Raw genomic sequence first — 14,703 nt, 5'->3', positions numbered from 1 at the left:
ACGGCTCGTGCGACACCTCGCTCATCGTGGCAGCGTCCCCCGCAGATCGGCGATGAGCGTCGGCGTGAGGAGGTCTCCCGCCCGCTCGGCGAGGACGGCCATTCTCGTAGCCCACGAGGCCGAGTTCACCGCTGCTGTCGGCGAGCACGCCGAGGCAGCTGCCGTCCCGGATCGCCGAGACGAGCAGGAAGCCGCGCCCCATCTCGATCATGATGAGCTTCACGCCGTCGAAGCTGTACCGCTTCGAGGCGCTGCGGGCGAGGCTGGACAGGCCCGACACGATGGCGGCGAGCCGGTCCGCCTCGGTGCGGTCGAGCCCGTCCGACACCGCGATGAGCAGCCCGTCGGAGGAGACGGCGACGGCGTCGCGGACGCCGTCGGTGTTGCGGACGAAGTTGGCGAGCAGCCAGTTGAAGGTCTGCGAGTCGCCCCGCGTGTCGACGGTGGTCACTTGGTGTCGTCCTGCCCTTCGGCGCCGTCCCCGGCCTCGATCCTGTCCGGCGTGCCGGTCTTCTCCCGCGTGGCGGTCTTCTCGCGCGCGCCGGTCTTCTCCTGGGTGGCCGCGCGCTCCCGCTCGACACTGATGGATCCGCGCATATGGGCGCTGCGCAGGCCCGACAGCATCCCGGACACGCCCTCGGGGGTGCGCTCGGTCGCGGGCTCCTCGGGCGCGGGCCTGGTCGGCGCGTCGGTCTCGTGCACCGCCTTCGAGATGGCGCTCCGCTGCGGCCGCTTGACGAGTCCGTTACGGGTACGGGACGCGGAGGACGCCGAACCTGCGGGTGCGGTACGGGACTTGGCTTCGGAGCCCGCCGCGGCCAGCGGCCGTGTCTCCTTGCGGGGGACGGGCAGCTTGGCCGGCCCCGCGGGCGTCGAACCGGACTCCACGGGCGGCTTCGCGGGCTTGTCCACCTGGGCCTTTGCCTCCGTAAGCAGTGCCTCGGGCACCAGCACCCGGGCCACGACGCCGGCGGCGGGCGCCTCGCCGAGCCGCACCTCGATCCCGCACTTGCGGGCGAGCGCGCCGACCACGAAGTGGCCGAGGAACCGGGTGGGTTCGGCCATGAAGCTGGCGTTCCCCGAGAGCCGTACGTTGGCCTCCGCGAGGGCCCGGGTGTCCATGCCGAGCCCGTGGTCGACGATGGCGACGAGGTAGCCCTCGCTGGTGCGCCGCCCCTCGATCTCGACGTCGGAGTCCGGCGGCGAGAAGGTGAGCGCGTTCTCCACCAACTCGGCGAGCAGGTGCGAGAGTTCGGCGACGACGGAGCCGGACACGTGGGCGGGCTCGACGCGCCGCAGAGTGACCCGCCGGTACTCCTCGACCTCGGACAGCGAGGCCCGCAGCACGTCCGTGACGGACAGCGGCGTCGACCAGGTGCGCGGACTCGACTCCCCCGCGAGTACGAGCAGGGATTCGGCGTTGCGGCGCATTCGGGTGGCCAGGTGGTCGAGTTCGAAGAGGTTCGCGAGGGTGTCGGGGTCGGCGTCCTGGTGCTCCAGCTTGTTGATGAAGCTGATCTGACGGCGCACCAGGTTCTGGTTCCGCCGCCCGAGGCTGACCAGCGAGTCGGTGGCGTTGCGGCGCAGCACGGCCTGCTCGGTGGCGAGGTCGAACGCGGCGCTCTGCACCCGGTCGAACGCGTCGGCCACCTCCCGCACCTCGGCGCCCGCGTGGGCGGCGAGGCTGAGCGGGGCGGGCGGCTCGGGCGAGGTGTCCCCGGCCGCCTGCACCGCGGCGACGGCCTTCGGCAGCCGCACCCCGGCCAGTTCCCGTGCCTGCTGGGCGAGCCCGGTGAGCGGCGCGGAGACGGAGCGTACGCAGTCGTGGGCGAGCGCGCCGAGCGCGGCGATGAGGGCGAGCGCGAGGAGGACGAAGAGCAGCAGGTCGCGCTGGGCCGAGCTCTCCAGTTCCGCGGCGCGGTGCTCGACGTCGGCCCCGATGGAGACCTGCACGTCCCGCAGCCCGTTGATGGTCGACGTCATCGTGTTCCACCAGGCCATGGGCGGTACGTCACGGGAGCTGAGCCGGCCCGCGCCGTGCACGGCGGTCGACTCGTAGCCGAGGGCGCGCTCGGCGTCGGGGGTGGCGAGGGCCGCGTTCAGGCGGCGTTCCTGCGCGGCGGTCGCGGTGCGCGGGAACGTGTCGAGGGCGGTGAGCCGGCCGGAGCGGATCTCCATGAAGCGGCTGTAGTCGTCGCCGCGGAAGTGCCCGCCGGCTCGTACGGAGCCGAGCACGATGGCCCGCTCCTGGCCCATGAACTCCTTGGCGGAACCGAGGACCTGGAGCGACTGGTAGGCGTCGCGCAGCGGTCCGTCGGCGACGTCGTCGAGGCCACGGCCGAGTCCCGCCAGCTCGGCGATGGTGTTCGTGAAGTAGTCGAAGGTGGGTTTGACCTGCCCGGATCCGTCGTCCGCGCTCTTGCGGATGCCGGCGAGCGAGTCGAGCCGCCCGAGCGCGTCGCGTGCGGCGGCGGAGGTGCCCCGCTCGTCGTACGCGTCCTGGAGGGCGGCGCGCGCGGTGTCGGTGGCCTTGCGCTGGGCGGGCAGCTTCGCGCTGAACTGGCGCACCCCGCCGACGTACCCGGTGGTGAGGCCGCGCTCCTTCTGCAGCTCGTGGACGAGCCCTTGGAGGGTGACTTCGAGTCGGGCGTCGGCCGCGGTCGCCGAGGCGGCCCGGTAGCCGGAGATCTGTTCGGCCGCGAAGAAGCCGAGGAGGGTGAGGAGGACGGCCGTGGCCAGGGCGAGGATGCGCAGGAGTCGGGTTCGGATGGTGCGGGGTCGGGATGAAGCGGTGACGGAGGCCGTCACCGACGAGACGAGGTCCACTGAAATGCCTTATGGAGAGGGCTGGTTGACGGCGCGGAAACGCTGCTTCCGCGCCGGGCCAACGAGTCCTCCGGGACGCCGGTCACCGGATCGGATGATTGTTTTACATACCGGAAACAGCATCGCGACAGGACCGCAGATGACCCCGCGTCACACGCCCGGGCCGCCCTCGGCCCGTATACAGGGCCAGCGCTTCACTCCCCGCACACCGGATGACAGACCGTCACCTCGGCCGCGTATCACCGGCGTCCGGGCGTCATGTCGATCCCTTGCGCGAGCTTCCCGTTCACCCGTACGCACCGAAGGTCACCCATACGCCGTGAAGAATCATATTTCACTCACCATCAGCAGCCGTATCCCGTACAACCCTTGGGAACTGGGGGACAACACCGCGTTGACTGTGCACCAGTACCGTCACGAAAACCCCGCGCGGCGGCTATCCCCTTGGCGCCGTATCTGCATCATGGACGAACATTGGGGATGCACGACATGCGGAACGCAGAGGAACCGCTGTGAGAGGAGGCGTCCATGGGATCGGTGCGCAAGGCGAGTGCCTGGCTTGGCCTCGTCGACGACAACGATGAAGAGCGTTACTACGACGACGACTACGACGAGGGGCCCGAGCCCGCCGCCGCCGGCGACGCGGCCTGGGTCACGGACCCGCGCGTGAAGGTCGCCTCCGAGGAGGCCCAGGAGAAGGGCCGCCGGATCGGCACGGTGACCCCCGACAGCTTCCGGGACGCGCGGCGCATCGGAGAGATGTTCCGGGACGGGGTTCCGGTCATCATCAACCTCACGTCGATGGAGGCGGCCGACGCCAAGCGCGTGGTGGACTTCGCGGCGGGCCTGATCTTCGGCCTGCGGGGTTCGATCGACCGGGTCGCCACGCGGGTGTTCCTGCTGAGCCCCGCGGACACGCAGATCGTGTCGGGCCGTGACACCAAGGAACCGACGGACGGTTTCTTCAACCAGAGCTGAGCGGTTCGGGGGCCTCCCCGAACCGCGGGTCACGCGGCCGAGGACTCGGCCGGTGACGAAGCCCGCCGCGGCGCCGCCACATCCGCGTCGTCCGCCGCGGGCGCCTCGCACTCCATCCGCCGGGGCAGCCGCAGCGCGGCGAGCGCCCCGAGGAAGAGCAGGACCGCGCTGACGATCAGCGTGACGTGCAGACCGTGCACGAACGCGGCGCGCGCGGCCTCCCGCAGCGCGTCCCCCGCCGCGCCCCCGAGCCGCGCGGCGATCTGGTACGCCTCCCCCAGCGAGTGCCCCGCGGCGGTCGACGTGCCGTCGGAGACCCCCGGCACATGGCCGAGCCCGGGCGCGTACGCCGCGTTCATCACGGAGCCGAGCAGCGCGATGCCCATGCCGGCGCCCAGCTGGTACGAGGTCTCGCCGATCGCGGCCGCGCCCCCGGCGTCGTCCGCGGGAGCCTCCGTGAGCATCGACTCGTAGGCCCCGAACAGCGTGGTCTGGAAGCCGAATCCGAGCAGTACGAAGCCGAATCCGAGCAGCCACGGCTTGTCCTGTTCGCCCATCGCGCAGAGCATCAGCACGGCGCAGGCGGTCAGCGCGAAACCGGACGCCACCATGGCGCGCGGGCCGAAGCGGCGCAGGTTCGCCGAGCCCAGGACGCCCGCGGTCATCGCGGCGAAGGTCAGCGGCAGCATCCGCAGGCCGGTCTCGAGCGGGCTGAGGCCGAGCACGAGCTGGAGGTACTGGACCGCGATCAGTTCGAGGCCGACGAGGGCGAGCATCGCGATGACGATGCAGCCGACGGACGTGGTGAACGCGACCCGCGAGAACAGCTTCATGTCGATGAGCGGGTGCTCGCGGCGGCGCTGGCGGCGCACGAAGAAGTAGAGCAGCACGACGCCGACGACGAACGGCAGCACCGCTTCGGCGTCGAGCAGATCGCGCTTGGTGCCCAGTTCCTTGATGCCGTAGACGACACCGAGCACGCCGAGCGCGGCGAGCAGCGCGCCGAACAGGTCCCACGGACCGTCGCTGCGCCCCTTGGACTCGGGCACGAGGACCCGGCACAGCGGCAGCATGATCAGCATCAGCGGGATGTTGATGAGGAAGACCGAACCCCACCAGAAGTGCTCGACGAGGAAGCCGCCGAGTACGGGTCCCGTGGCCGCGCCGACCGCGGCGACCGCGGTCCACACGCCGATCGCGACGGCCCGCTCGTGCCGGTCGGGGAAGACGTCGCGCAGGATCGAGAGCGTGGCGGGCATGATCATCGCGCCGCCGATGCCAAGGATCGCGCGGGCCACGATGAGCACCTGCGCGGTGTCGGAGAACACGGCGAGCGCGGAGGCCGCACCGAACAGGGCGTAGCCGAGCAGCAGGATCTTCCGGCGGCCCACTCTGTCGCCGAGCGTGCCGAACAGGATCAGCAGCGAGGCGCACACCAACGGATACGCGTCGCCGATCCACAGGAGCTCGACGGAGGTGGGCTTGAGGTCCTCGGTGACCGCGGGCAGCGCGACGTAGAGGATGGTCGAGTCGAGGGCGACCAGAAGGAGACTCGTACACAGGACGACGAGGACGACCCAGCGATGCGGGCGGGTGCCCATGGCGGCCAGGCGCCCGCGTGCGCGCCCGGAGGCCGTGTTCGTCCCGGACATGTACGTACCTCCCAGTGGTCCTCGCGTTCGGCGGATCCCAAGACGGGGGATGCCATAGGCCTTGTCTGAGGTTCCGGCTCGGGAGGAGCGGTCTCCCGGCCCCGCGACGAAAAGGCGAGTGAGCCGTCAGCGTACGCGAGTTCTCGCCATTGACACGTGGCGGACCTCTCAGGGCGCCCGCACGCGGGTGTGGCGTGCACCACTTGAGGGACGGGGGCCTGCTGACGGGACGGATGGGACGGGCGCAGATAATCGGGGCCGTGACGGACGTGGACCAACGACATCGACTCTCGCCGCGGTACGCCGCGCCCGCCCTGCTCGGATTCGCCGCGGTGCGGGCGCTCGGCCTGCTCGTGCTCGCTATGTGGAGCGCGGCGAGCGGCAAGAGCGCGCACACGCTGCTCACGGCCCGCTGGGACTCGCTCTGGTACACGCGGATCGCAGAGCACGGCTACGGCTGGTCGGTGACGCTGCCCGACGGCACCGTGCACTCGAACCTCGCGTTCTTTCCGCTGCTGCCGTGGCTCGAACGTTTCGTCTCGGCGCTCAGCCCGCTGTCGTACGCGGACGCGGGGCTCGTGGTGAGCCTGCTCGCCTCGCTCGCGGCGGCGTGGGGGATCTTCGCCGTCGGGGATCTGCTGCACGGGAGGAAGGCCGGGATCTGGCTCGCCGTGCTGTGGGGCGCGCTGCCCGTCGGGATCGTGGCGTCGATGGCGTACAGCGAGGCGCTGTTCACGGCGCTCGCGGCGTGGGGCCTGTACGCCGTGCTGCGCCGGCACTGGGTGTACGCGGGGTCGCTCGCCGCGCTCGCGGGTCTTACCCGGCCGATCGGGGCGGCCCTCGTGGTGGCCGTGTGGGTGGCGGCGGCGCTGTGGATCGCGCGGGAGCGGCGGGCGACGTGGCGGCTCGTGCTCGGGGTGGTGCTGGCCCCGCTGGGCGCGGCGGGGTACGTGCTGTGGGTCGGGCAGCGGGCCGGCGGCGGGCTCTTCGGCTATCTCGACGTGCAGGCGCAGTGGGGCAACGGCTTCGACGGGGGCGCCGCCTTCGCCCGCTTCGTCGCCGAGCGGTTCACGTCACCGCTGGGCGCGCTCTCCGGGATCGGCCTGATCGTCGGGGTCGCACTGGTGATCTGGCTGTACGTCGTAGGGGTAAGGCAGCGGCAGCCGGTTCCGGTGCTCGTCTACACGGGCATCGTGGTCGCGCTCGCGCTGTGCGCCTCGGGGTACTTCGGCTCGAAACCGCGGCTGCTGCTGCCCGCGTTCCCGCTGCTGCTGCCGCTCGCGGTGGCGCTCGCCCGGTGGCGTACGAGCAGGTCGGCATGGGTGGTCGGCGGTCTCGCAGTGTTGTCGGCGATCTACGGAGCGTTCTGGCTGAACGGGTCGGGCCCGCCGTGAGCGGTGAGTGAACGGCCAATTCCATGCGGGTATCAGGTGAACGCATTCATAAGCGTCATATAATGAGCCCCCGGAAACGATCATTGAATTCGGGAATCTTTCCTTCCGGGTGGCCGAAATCGTGGGAATATTCGGCCGCCTGAGATCAATCCCACATCACATCGTCATCACAAAGCCCCTGTTTCGTTCGGGTCCACCTGCCGATCGCTGTAGCGTCGATTGGGTGCGTACCGAACGAAACCTGACCCGCCGTGTGGAGCGGGTCTTCGCCAGGCTCGATCGCGAGCCCGAACGACCGACCCATGTGGACATCCCCCACATGAGCCGGCACCGGGTCGTGCTCTTCGGGCTGACCCTGTCCTTCTACCTCACGATCGTGGTGGCGGTGCTCACCACGTCATGGCTCGTGGCGGTCGACTGGCAGGTCATGTTCTTCCGCCCGTACCAGCAGTGGCCGGACATCCACGCCTTCCTCGACTACTGGGTCGTCCTCGGCCAGCGCGGTCCGACGGCCGTGATGGTGATGTCGTGGCTGGGCTGGCGCTCGTGGCGACAGCACACGCTGCGCCCGCTGCTGATGTTCGGCACCTCACTGCTGCTGCTCAACGTGACGGTGGGCGCCGCCAAGTACGGCATGGGCCGCGCGGGACCGCACTACGCCACGACCATCGGGTCGAGCGAGATGTGGCAGGGCGGCGACATATTTCCCTCGGGCCACACCGCGAACGCGGTGGTGACCTGGGGCATCCTCGCCTACCTCGCCTCCACGCCGCGGGCCAGGCGCTGGCTGTCCGCGGTCTCCGCGGTGATCTCCCTGAGCGTCGGCCTGACCACGGTCTATCTCGGTACGCACTGGCTGAGCGACGTACTGCTCGGCTGGGCCGCCGGCCTGCTCATCCTGCTCGCGCTGCCCTGGTGCGAGCCGCTGGTGGCCCGCGCCGAGGCGTGGATCTTCTCGTTGCGCGACCGCCTGCGCAGCCGCGGCTCCGGGGCCCGGCTGCCACAGCCGGAGTCCGATCCCGTGCCGGTCCCCGCGATGAGTCCGGCCCACGCGCGCGAGTCCGTCGGCGCCGGCAGATCGAGCCGCCAGCTGCTCCCACAGGGGCCGCACACCCCGCGTGGCGAGCGCACGCCGATCACCCCGGCGGGCAGCCGCCGGCCGGCCACGGAGAGACTCACGCGCGGGACGCCCTCGACGAGAACGGTGTCCTAGCGCGCCCACAGACGGCGGGGCCCGGTACGCACAGCCAAGCCCCGCACCGCGAAGGCCCCCGAACCTCTTACGGGTTCGGGGGCCTTCGCACGCTTCGGGGCGCTCAGCCCTTCCAGCAGCGCGTCACCCTTCCCTCGGTGATTTCGAGGTTGAGGCGTCCCGCGAGGTACTCCATGGTGATGATCGCGCCCGGCGGCAGGCGCCTGACGGTGGACCAGCCGCGGCCGCGGGCCTGAGATTCGGCGTGCTCCGCTTCGAGCCCTATGTACGCGTCCGGATTGTCCTGTGGTTCGGCCGGCGGGGTGGGGATGGATGACATGCGGCCACGGTAGGCCGCGGGTCACGCTTTTGTCACAAGATCACGACAGTTGTTTCTTAGGAGTTCCTCACACGATCGGGCGTTTCTCGCCTCTTACTTGCTCCTTACTTTCACCCGTAACACCCGGTCTTATCGAATTCTCGCGGCGTGCGGAAAAGCCCCCGCCCGGCCGCCCCCACGAGCCCCCGCAACCTATTCGCCAATTCCCCCGGCATTCCGAATCCGACGGCGGCGCGGGCGAGTTGAGGCCGACCGGGAATTGCCTGTCCATGCCAGAAACAGGGGTACGCCCTCTGTCGCGGCGGGCACCCGCGCGAGCATCATGGCCTGAGTCCGCAGCAGGCCCGAGGCGCGCAGCCGAGCAGCGAGGGGGCAAGCGATGGGTACGACCGGGGTGCAGGCCGGGCCTGGGACGGTGGAGGCGCCGCGCGAGCGGCGGCCCGGCCGGATCGTCGTGGACTGGCTGACCACGACCGACCACAAGAAGATCGGCCACCTCTACCTGATCACGTCGTTCGGCTTCTTCCTGATCGGCGGGGTCATGGCCCTGCTCATGCGGGCCGAACTCGCGCGCCCCGGCCTGCAGATGCTCTCCAACGAGGAGTACAACCAGCTGTTCACGATGCACGGCACGATCATGCTGCTGCTCTTCGCGACGCCGACGTTCGCCGGGTTCGCCAACGAGATCATGCCACTGCAGATCGGCTCGCCGGACGTCGCGTTCCCGCGGCTGAACATGTTCTCGTACTGGCTGTTCCTCTTCGGCGGCCTGATCGTGCTCGGCTCGCTCGTGGTGCCGGGCGGCGCCGCGGACTTCGGCTGGTTCGCGTACGCGCCGCTGAACAGCCTGACCCGCTCCCCCGGCGTCGGCGCCGACATGTGGATCATGGGGCTCGCGCTCGCCGGGTTCGGCACGATCCTCGGCTCGGTGAACTTCCTGACCACGATCATCGGGATGCGGGCGCCCGGCATGACGATGTTCCGGATGCCGATCTTCACGTGGAACACGCTGTTCACGTCGATCCTGGTGCTGCTCGCGTTCCCGGTGCTCGCGGCAGCGCTGCTCTGCCTGGAGGCGGACCGGAGGTTCGGGTCCGTGGTGTTCGAGGCGCAGTACGGGGGCGCGCTGCTGTGGCAGCACCTCTTCTGGTTCTTCGGGCATCCGGAGGTCTACATCATCGCGCTGCCCTTCTTCGGGATCATCAGCGAGATCCTGCCGGTCTTCAGCCGCAAGCCGATCTGGGGCTACACGATGCTGGTCGGCGCGACGATGGCGATCACGGGCCTGTCGGTGGTCGTGTGGGCGCACCACATGTTCGTGACGGGCGGCGTGCTGCTCCCGTTCTTCTCCTTCATGTCCTTCCTCATCGCGGTGCCGACCGGCGTGAAGTTCTTCAACTGGACCGGCACGATGCTGAAGGGTTCGCTGTCCTTCGAGACGCCGATGCTCTGGTCGGTCGGCTTCCTCGTCACGTTCCTGTTCGGCGGCCTGACCGGCGTCATCCTCGCCTCGCCGCCGATGGACTTCCACGTCTCCGACACGTACTTCGTGGTGGCGCACTTCCACTACGTGGTGTTCGGCACGGTCGTCTTCGCGACGTTCGCCGGCTTCTACTTCTGGTGGCCGAAGCTGACGGGGAAGATGCTCGACGAGCGGCTCGGCAAGATCCACTTCTGGACGCTCTTCGTCGGCTTCCACACGACGTTCCTGGTCCAGCACTGGCTGGGCGCGGAGGGCATGCCGCGCCGGTACGCGGACTATCTGGCGGCGGACGGATTCACGGCGCTCAACACCCTCTCGTCCATCGGCGCGTTCCTGCTCGGCCTCTCCACGCTGCCGTTCCTCTACAACATCTGGCGGACGGCGAAGTACGGGGTGAAGGTCGAGGTCGACGATCCGTGGGGGTACGGCAGGTCGCTGGAGTGGGCGACGGCCTGCCCGCCGCCGCGCCACAACTTCGTCACGCTGCCGAGGATCCGCTCGGAGTCCCCGGCGTTCGACCTGCACCACCCGGAGTTCGCGGCGTTCGAGGACCGGCCGCTGGAGCCCGGGCGCAAGGATTAGGGCCTGTCTGAGGTTGCGATCTGGACCGAACTCACCTGCACGGAAAGGTCGTTGGCCCCCGTGTAGTAGGCCTCCGCGGCCAGTTCGCCGCGGCCCGCGACGGTCACCCGGGCCACCGGGTACGTGAAGATCGGCTTCTTGTCGGCGATGTCGTCGAGCAGCCGGGCGAGCCGCACCCGCGGACCGTCGTCCCCCGCGGGCCGCAGCCACAGGTCCCAGCGGCCCTCGCGCAGCTCGTCGTAGCCGATGCGCAGCGTGAACTCCGGCCCGTCCCAGTCCAGTTCGCCACGGAGGACGGGGCCGCGCACCGCGCGGGAGCGGATCTCCGCGTACGCCTTCGCGGTGAACACTGCGCCGTACATCCGCCCGCGCACGCTCAACTCGCCGTCGGCGATGAGCAGTTCACCGGCCTCCGCGTGCGGCGCCCGCAGCCAGCTGCGCACGGTGAGGTTGCCGTTCTTCGTGACGTACGGGATGCGTACGGCGACGTAGCCGCGCGAGCCGCTCGGTGCCCGGTCCACCAGGGAGCGCAGATCGTTGACCCCCGGCATGAGCCGCACCGGCTCGTCCCCCGCGACCTGCGCGTACGCGTCCCAGCGCCCTTCCGCGAGGGAGACGCTTATGGGCAGCGACGCGCGCAGCCGCCCCTCGCCGGTCGGCGTCAGCGGCAGCCGCACCGTGTGCCCCGAGGCCCGGTCGACGAGCACCAGGTGGGCCGGGTCGGGCGACCCGTGGTCGGTGACGTCGAAGGTGAGCCCGCCGGCGGAGTCGGCGATGCAGTCGGCGCGGGGCGGCATGCGGACGCTCCTGTCGCTGTCTTCGGGGCAGCTGTCTTCGGGGCACGGCGGCGGCGGGGCCGTGGGGGCTGTCATGCGGGGTGTCCCTTCCGCTGCGGTCGCAGGGCGTCGCGCACCGCGTAGGCGCCGCCGAGGAGCGAGCCGCGGGCCCGGTGCAGCAGGCCGAGGGAGCCGCCGCGGCTGGTGAGCGAGCCGAACAGGTCCTCGTAGCGCTCGGCGATCCGCGCCGGGTCGAAGCGCGCGGAGCGGGTCAGGGCGCGGGCGCTCATCTCCTGGCGCAGCGTGTCGTTGTTGATGAGTTCGAGCAGGCCGCCGGAGATGGCGTCGACGCTGCCGACCTCGACGAGCCTGCCGTCGACGCCGTTGTCGATGATCTCTCCGGGTCCGTGCGGGCAGTCGGTGGCGACCACCGGCAGACCGCAGCGCATGGCCTCGACGATCGTCATGCCGAAGGACTCGAACCGCGATGTCACGGCGGCGAGGGATCCTTTCGCCCACTCCGGCTCTATGGGGTGGGCGGGCCCCATGAGGTACACGTGGTTGTAGAGGCCCAGCTCGTCGATGAGCGTGCGCAGCTTGTCCTTCTGCTTGCCGCCTCCGTAGATGCGCAGGCGCCAGTCGGGCCGCTCGGCGCGCACCTGGTCGAAGGCGCGCACCAGCAGGTCGTAGCGCTTCACGGGCGCGAGCCTGCCGGCCGCCACGACCCACTTGCCGCTGCCGTCGGCGGGCGCGATGCCGGGCTGCGGAACGGGGTTGGGCATCGCCTCGATGCGCACGCCGGGGAGCCGGAGCTGCTGCCGGTAGGCGTGCGCGTCGGCCTCCGTGGTCGTGGTCAGCGCGTCGAGGCGCGGGTAGACGGCGCGCAGGTCACGGCGGAGGGTGTTCGCGTGCGTGTCGAGCGTGAGGTGCTCCTGGCCGACGCGCAGCACTCCGCGCCGGGTGTCCCGGGCGAGGTGCACATTGAGTCCTGGCCGGGTGCCGACGACGACGTCGGCCTCCAGCGAGCCGAGGTGCTCGGCGATCCGCCGGTCGGTGAGCGCGCTGTACTGCTCGTAGCGCCCCTCGCTGCGCGGGAAGACCGCGGCGGGCCGCCGGAGCTCCGGGTCCTCGCCCTCGTACCCGGCGGTGCCCTTGCGCAGGTCGACCAGGTGGCGCACCCGTACGCGCGGGTCCGGCGCGAACACCGGCTCGTCCCGGTGTCGGAAGACGGAAACGACCTCCACGTCGTGGTGGTCGGCAAGCGCGCTGGCAAGGTTGTACGTGGTGCGGATCGTCCCTCCGATCCCGTACGCATTGTGAATCAGGAAAGAAATCTGCATGCGCCCTCGTATCTGTCTGAACAGTCCGTCTTCTCCGACTACCAGGTAGTTAGACGGAGATGACCTGTCGAGGGTTGTTCCTCATCGTCATGTTGTTCCTGAACAGATGCCGGATTGGTAGGCGTTTTCGGGAACCGACCCGCCAAATCCCCCATCGGGGGTCACGTCACGGCTGGTAGGAGAGCTGCGGAACGACAAAACAGGTCCGCGTCATGCCGCCGTTCTGGGTGACCCAGCCTTTTGCGTCCGTCCATCTCGCGACCGACAGGCATGTTTTTCGAGTTCTCGGCGGCTCGGCGTATCTCGCGAACGTCACGGGAAGCAGCAGGCCATCAGCCGAGTACCGTACGCGGCGCTGCATAAAACGGTCGACGCACGCGCGCGTGACGGTGTGGCAGGAGCGGGCGGCGTCGGTGAACCACATCGCGGCGGCCCAGCCCTCCAGCTGCCACTGCGAGTGCGTCTTCAGGTTCTTCGTGGCGGAGCGGAAGGCGCGGACGGCGGGGTGCCCGGTGTCCGCGTAGTTGCGGCTCGCGCCGGTGGCCCACAGGGAGGCGCGGCAGTGCGGCGCGTCCTTGTAGGCGGAGCGGACGGACGAGGTCCAGTTCTGTACGTTCGTGACCTTCGCGGTGACGCGGGCGCCGACCTGATCCATGGCCTCGCAGAGCCGTGCGTTGCCGTGCGCGTCGACGGCGTCGAAGACGAGGTCGGCCTTCTCGTCCTTCAGGTCGGCGGCCGCGGCCCGGAAGTTCGGCAGCGCGAAGTCGAGCTGCTCGGTGACGACGCGGTAGCCCTCGGCCCTGAGTCCGCGCGTCACCAGGCGGGCGTACGCGGCCGAAGCGGCCTGGTTGTAGGAGACGACGGCGGCGGTGCGGGCGCCGTGCTCGCGCTTGAAGTAGCGGTAGACCTCGGTGCCGCCATACAGCTTGCCGCCCCAGCCCGGCGTCCCGTCGCGCGGCGCGAGGCTGCCGTAGATCCCGTACAGGTGCGGGTACGTGTCGTAGGCGGCGCCGATGGGCTGGCCGCCGATGTCGGGCACGCGCGCGTGGGAGACGCGTTCCGCGCCCGCGTAGTCCAGCGATGTGGTGGCCACCAGGGCGACGACCTTCTGCTCGTCGACGAGCTTGTGCACGCAGGAGGTGTTGCCGACGCCGCTGCCGCCGTCGTCGCACAGGTGCACCTCGACGCGGCGCCCCTGGATGCCGCCTTTTCCGTTCAGGTTCCTGAAGTACGCCTGTGCGCCGTCGCGGGTGTCGGTGAAGGCGGCGCCGCCGACGGGGCTGGTGGCGCTGGTGATGATGCCGACGCGCAGGGGCGCGGTGGGGCGTGGCGCGGGCGCGGAGCGGTCCTCGAAGTCGCGCTCCGGCAGCCGGGACCCGCAGGCCGCGACGGCCACCAGGGCGAGGCCCGCGGCGAGGGCCTCAGCAGCCCGGGCCCGGCGACGCATTGCCGCTCAACTGCACCAGCGCGCACAGGGTGTTGACGGACACCTTCCAGGTTCCGCCCTGCTCGACGGAGGTCCCCTTGGCGTCGGGCAGCACCGTCGCACCCTTGAGGGCGAGGGCGTACGTCACGTCCGCCTCGGTCCCCGAGGTGAAGCCGACCTCGGTGACGGTGGCCTCGACCTGGCCGCCGCGCTTGTCGCCGCTGAAGCCCTTCAGGACCGGGCGCATCTTGGTGCCGTCCTCCAGGACGGCCTCCTTCTCCTTCATCGACACCTTCGGGTCGAAGAACTTCTTCCAGTTGGCCTTGATCTCCTTCTCGGCGGCGGCGCGGTCGGCGGGACCGCTCCCGCTGGGCGGCCGCGCCGACGAGGGCTCCTTGCTCGTGGGCTCCGCGTTCGTGGGCTCCTTGCTCGTGGCCGGCTTCGAGCTCGGTGTCGGTGGGGCGCTGTCGTCACCGCCGCTGTCGTCGCCGCAGGCCGCCAGGGCGGGGCCGAGAACCAGGGCCAGGGCGAGGGCGAGGGCCGCGCCCCGTCCGCGAGTCGCGCGAGGTGTGCTCCCGAGAACCATCAGGCTCACCGCCGGGTGTCGGTCCGGGGCGGGTCGGCGGGATCGAGGAGATCGGCCAACTGTCCCCGGAGCTTTCCGAGTTGGACTCCAGAAGGCATAGTGCAAGCGATCGGCGGACAAGGCCAGAC

At 70.4% G+C, this 14,703-nt stretch carries 11 protein-coding genes and 1 pseudogene; 4 read left to right on the top strand and 8 right to left on the bottom strand.

What is annotated here, in order from left to right; genetic code table 11:
* Window positions 1-21: 21 nt before the first annotated feature.
* Window positions 22-451, bottom strand: a pseudogene (locus ACP4E5_RS34480) (roadblock/LC7 domain-containing protein).
* Window positions 448-2,826 carry a sensor histidine kinase gene (locus ACP4E5_RS34475; RefSeq protein ID WP_425835644.1) on the bottom strand — a complete coding sequence of 793 codons (2,379 nt, stop codon included), beginning with the start codon at window positions 2,824-2,826 and terminating at the stop codon, window positions 448-450. The pseudogene ACP4E5_RS34480 and the gene ACP4E5_RS34475 overlap by 4 nt, the downstream one beginning before the upstream one ends.
* Window positions 2,827-3,354: 528 nt before the next feature.
* On the opposite strand from ACP4E5_RS34475, the gene ACP4E5_RS34470 reads away from it, so the two are divergent.
* Complete coding sequence (locus tag ACP4E5_RS34470; RefSeq protein ID WP_425835642.1) at window positions 3,355-3,804, top strand: cell division protein SepF; 450 nt, start codon at window positions 3,355-3,357, stop codon at window positions 3,802-3,804.
* A gap of 29 nt (window positions 3,805-3,833) precedes the next feature.
* On the opposite strand, the gene ACP4E5_RS34465 is transcribed toward ACP4E5_RS34470, so the two are convergent.
* Window positions 3,834-5,456: an MFS transporter gene (locus ACP4E5_RS34465; RefSeq protein WP_425835640.1), complete on the bottom strand. Its 1,623-nt coding sequence runs from the start codon at window positions 5,454-5,456 to the stop codon at window positions 3,834-3,836.
* A 260-nt stretch (window positions 5,457-5,716) separates the two neighbouring features.
* On the opposite strand from ACP4E5_RS34465, the gene ACP4E5_RS34460 reads away from it, so the two are divergent.
* Both ACP4E5_RS34460 and ACP4E5_RS34455 read left to right on the top strand, forming a co-directional pair.
* Window positions 5,717-6,850: a hypothetical protein gene (locus tag ACP4E5_RS34460; RefSeq protein WP_425835638.1), complete on the top strand. Its 1,134-nt coding sequence runs from the start codon at window positions 5,717-5,719 to the stop codon at window positions 6,848-6,850.
* Window positions 6,851-7,073: 223 nt separating this feature from the next.
* Window positions 7,074-8,063, top strand: coding sequence for a phosphatase PAP2 family protein (locus ACP4E5_RS34455; RefSeq protein ID WP_425835636.1), 990 nt, complete (start codon window positions 7,074-7,076; stop codon window positions 8,061-8,063).
* Window positions 8,064-8,166: 103 nt separating this feature from the next.
* Here ACP4E5_RS34455 and ACP4E5_RS34450 read toward each other — a convergent pair whose 3' ends face one another.
* Window positions 8,167-8,382: an I78 family peptidase inhibitor gene (locus ACP4E5_RS34450; RefSeq protein WP_425835634.1), complete on the bottom strand. Its 216-nt coding sequence runs from the start codon at window positions 8,380-8,382 to the stop codon at window positions 8,167-8,169.
* A gap of 379 nt (window positions 8,383-8,761) precedes the next feature.
* On the opposite strand from ACP4E5_RS34450, the gene ctaD reads away from it, so the two are divergent.
* Window positions 8,762-10,447 (top strand): aa3-type cytochrome oxidase subunit I, encoded by a 1,686-nt coding sequence (gene ctaD, locus ACP4E5_RS34445; RefSeq protein WP_425835632.1) that lies wholly within the window; start codon window positions 8,762-8,764, stop codon window positions 10,445-10,447.
* Here the strand turns inward: ctaD and ACP4E5_RS34440 are convergent.
* The 4 genes from ACP4E5_RS34440 to ACP4E5_RS34425 all read right to left on the bottom strand — a co-directional run bounded on the left by ACP4E5_RS34440 (window position 10,444) and on the right by ACP4E5_RS34425 (window position 14,575).
* Entirely contained in the window at window positions 10,444-11,319 is an 876-nt protein-coding gene (locus tag ACP4E5_RS34440) for a hypothetical protein (protein WP_425835630.1), read from the bottom strand. The two genes, ctaD and ACP4E5_RS34440, sit on opposite strands and share 4 nt — an antisense overlap.
* Entirely contained in the window at window positions 11,316-12,563 is a 1,248-nt protein-coding gene (locus ACP4E5_RS34435; protein WP_425835628.1) for a glycosyltransferase family 4 protein, read from the bottom strand. The genes ACP4E5_RS34440 and ACP4E5_RS34435 overlap by 4 nt, the downstream gene beginning before the upstream one ends.
* A 166-nt stretch (window positions 12,564-12,729) precedes the next feature.
* Window positions 12,730-14,010, bottom strand: coding sequence for an ABC transporter substrate-binding protein (locus ACP4E5_RS34430; RefSeq protein ID WP_425835626.1), 1,281 nt, complete (start codon window positions 14,008-14,010; stop codon window positions 12,730-12,732).
* A complete protein-coding gene (locus ACP4E5_RS34425; protein ID WP_425835624.1) occupies window positions 13,985-14,575 on the bottom strand; it encodes an MTB12 C-terminal domain-containing protein in 591 nt (196 codons plus the stop codon). The genes ACP4E5_RS34430 and ACP4E5_RS34425 overlap by 26 nt, the downstream gene beginning before the upstream one ends.
* Between the last annotated feature and the right edge of the window lie 128 nt (window positions 14,576-14,703).

It is taken from the genome of Streptomyces fractus (assembly GCF_049844455.1).
GTDB lineage: Bacteria > Actinomycetota > Actinomycetes > Streptomycetales > Streptomycetaceae > Streptomyces > Streptomyces fractus.
Note: the sequence above shows the minus strand (reverse complement) of the source record. Positions and strands in the feature narration are given on the sequence as shown.

Coding starts and splice junctions, on each gene's coding strand:
- ACP4E5_RS34470 (WP_425835642.1), top strand. CDS start 3,355: ATGGGATCGGTGCGCAAGGCGAGTGCCTGGCTTGGCCTCGTCGACGAC.
- ACP4E5_RS34465 (WP_425835640.1), bottom strand. CDS start 5,456: ATGTCCGGGACGAACACGGCCTCCGGGCGCGCACGCGGGCGCCTGGCC.
- ACP4E5_RS34450 (WP_425835634.1), bottom strand. CDS start 8,382: ATGTCATCCATCCCCACCCCGCCGGCCGAACCACAGGACAATCCGGAC.
- ctaD (WP_425835632.1), top strand. CDS start 8,762: ATGGGTACGACCGGGGTGCAGGCCGGGCCTGGGACGGTGGAGGCGCCG.
- ACP4E5_RS34440 (WP_425835630.1), bottom strand. CDS start 11,319: ATGACAGCCCCCACGGCCCCGCCGCCGCCGTGCCCCGAAGACAGCTGC.
- ACP4E5_RS34435 (WP_425835628.1), bottom strand. CDS start 12,563: ATGCAGATTTCTTTCCTGATTCACAATGCGTACGGGATCGGAGGGACG.
- ACP4E5_RS34430 (WP_425835626.1), bottom strand. CDS start 14,010: ATGCGTCGCCGGGCCCGGGCTGCTGAGGCCCTCGCCGCGGGCCTCGCC.
- ACP4E5_RS34425 (WP_425835624.1), bottom strand. CDS start 14,575: ATGGTTCTCGGGAGCACACCTCGCGCGACTCGCGGACGGGGCGCGGCC.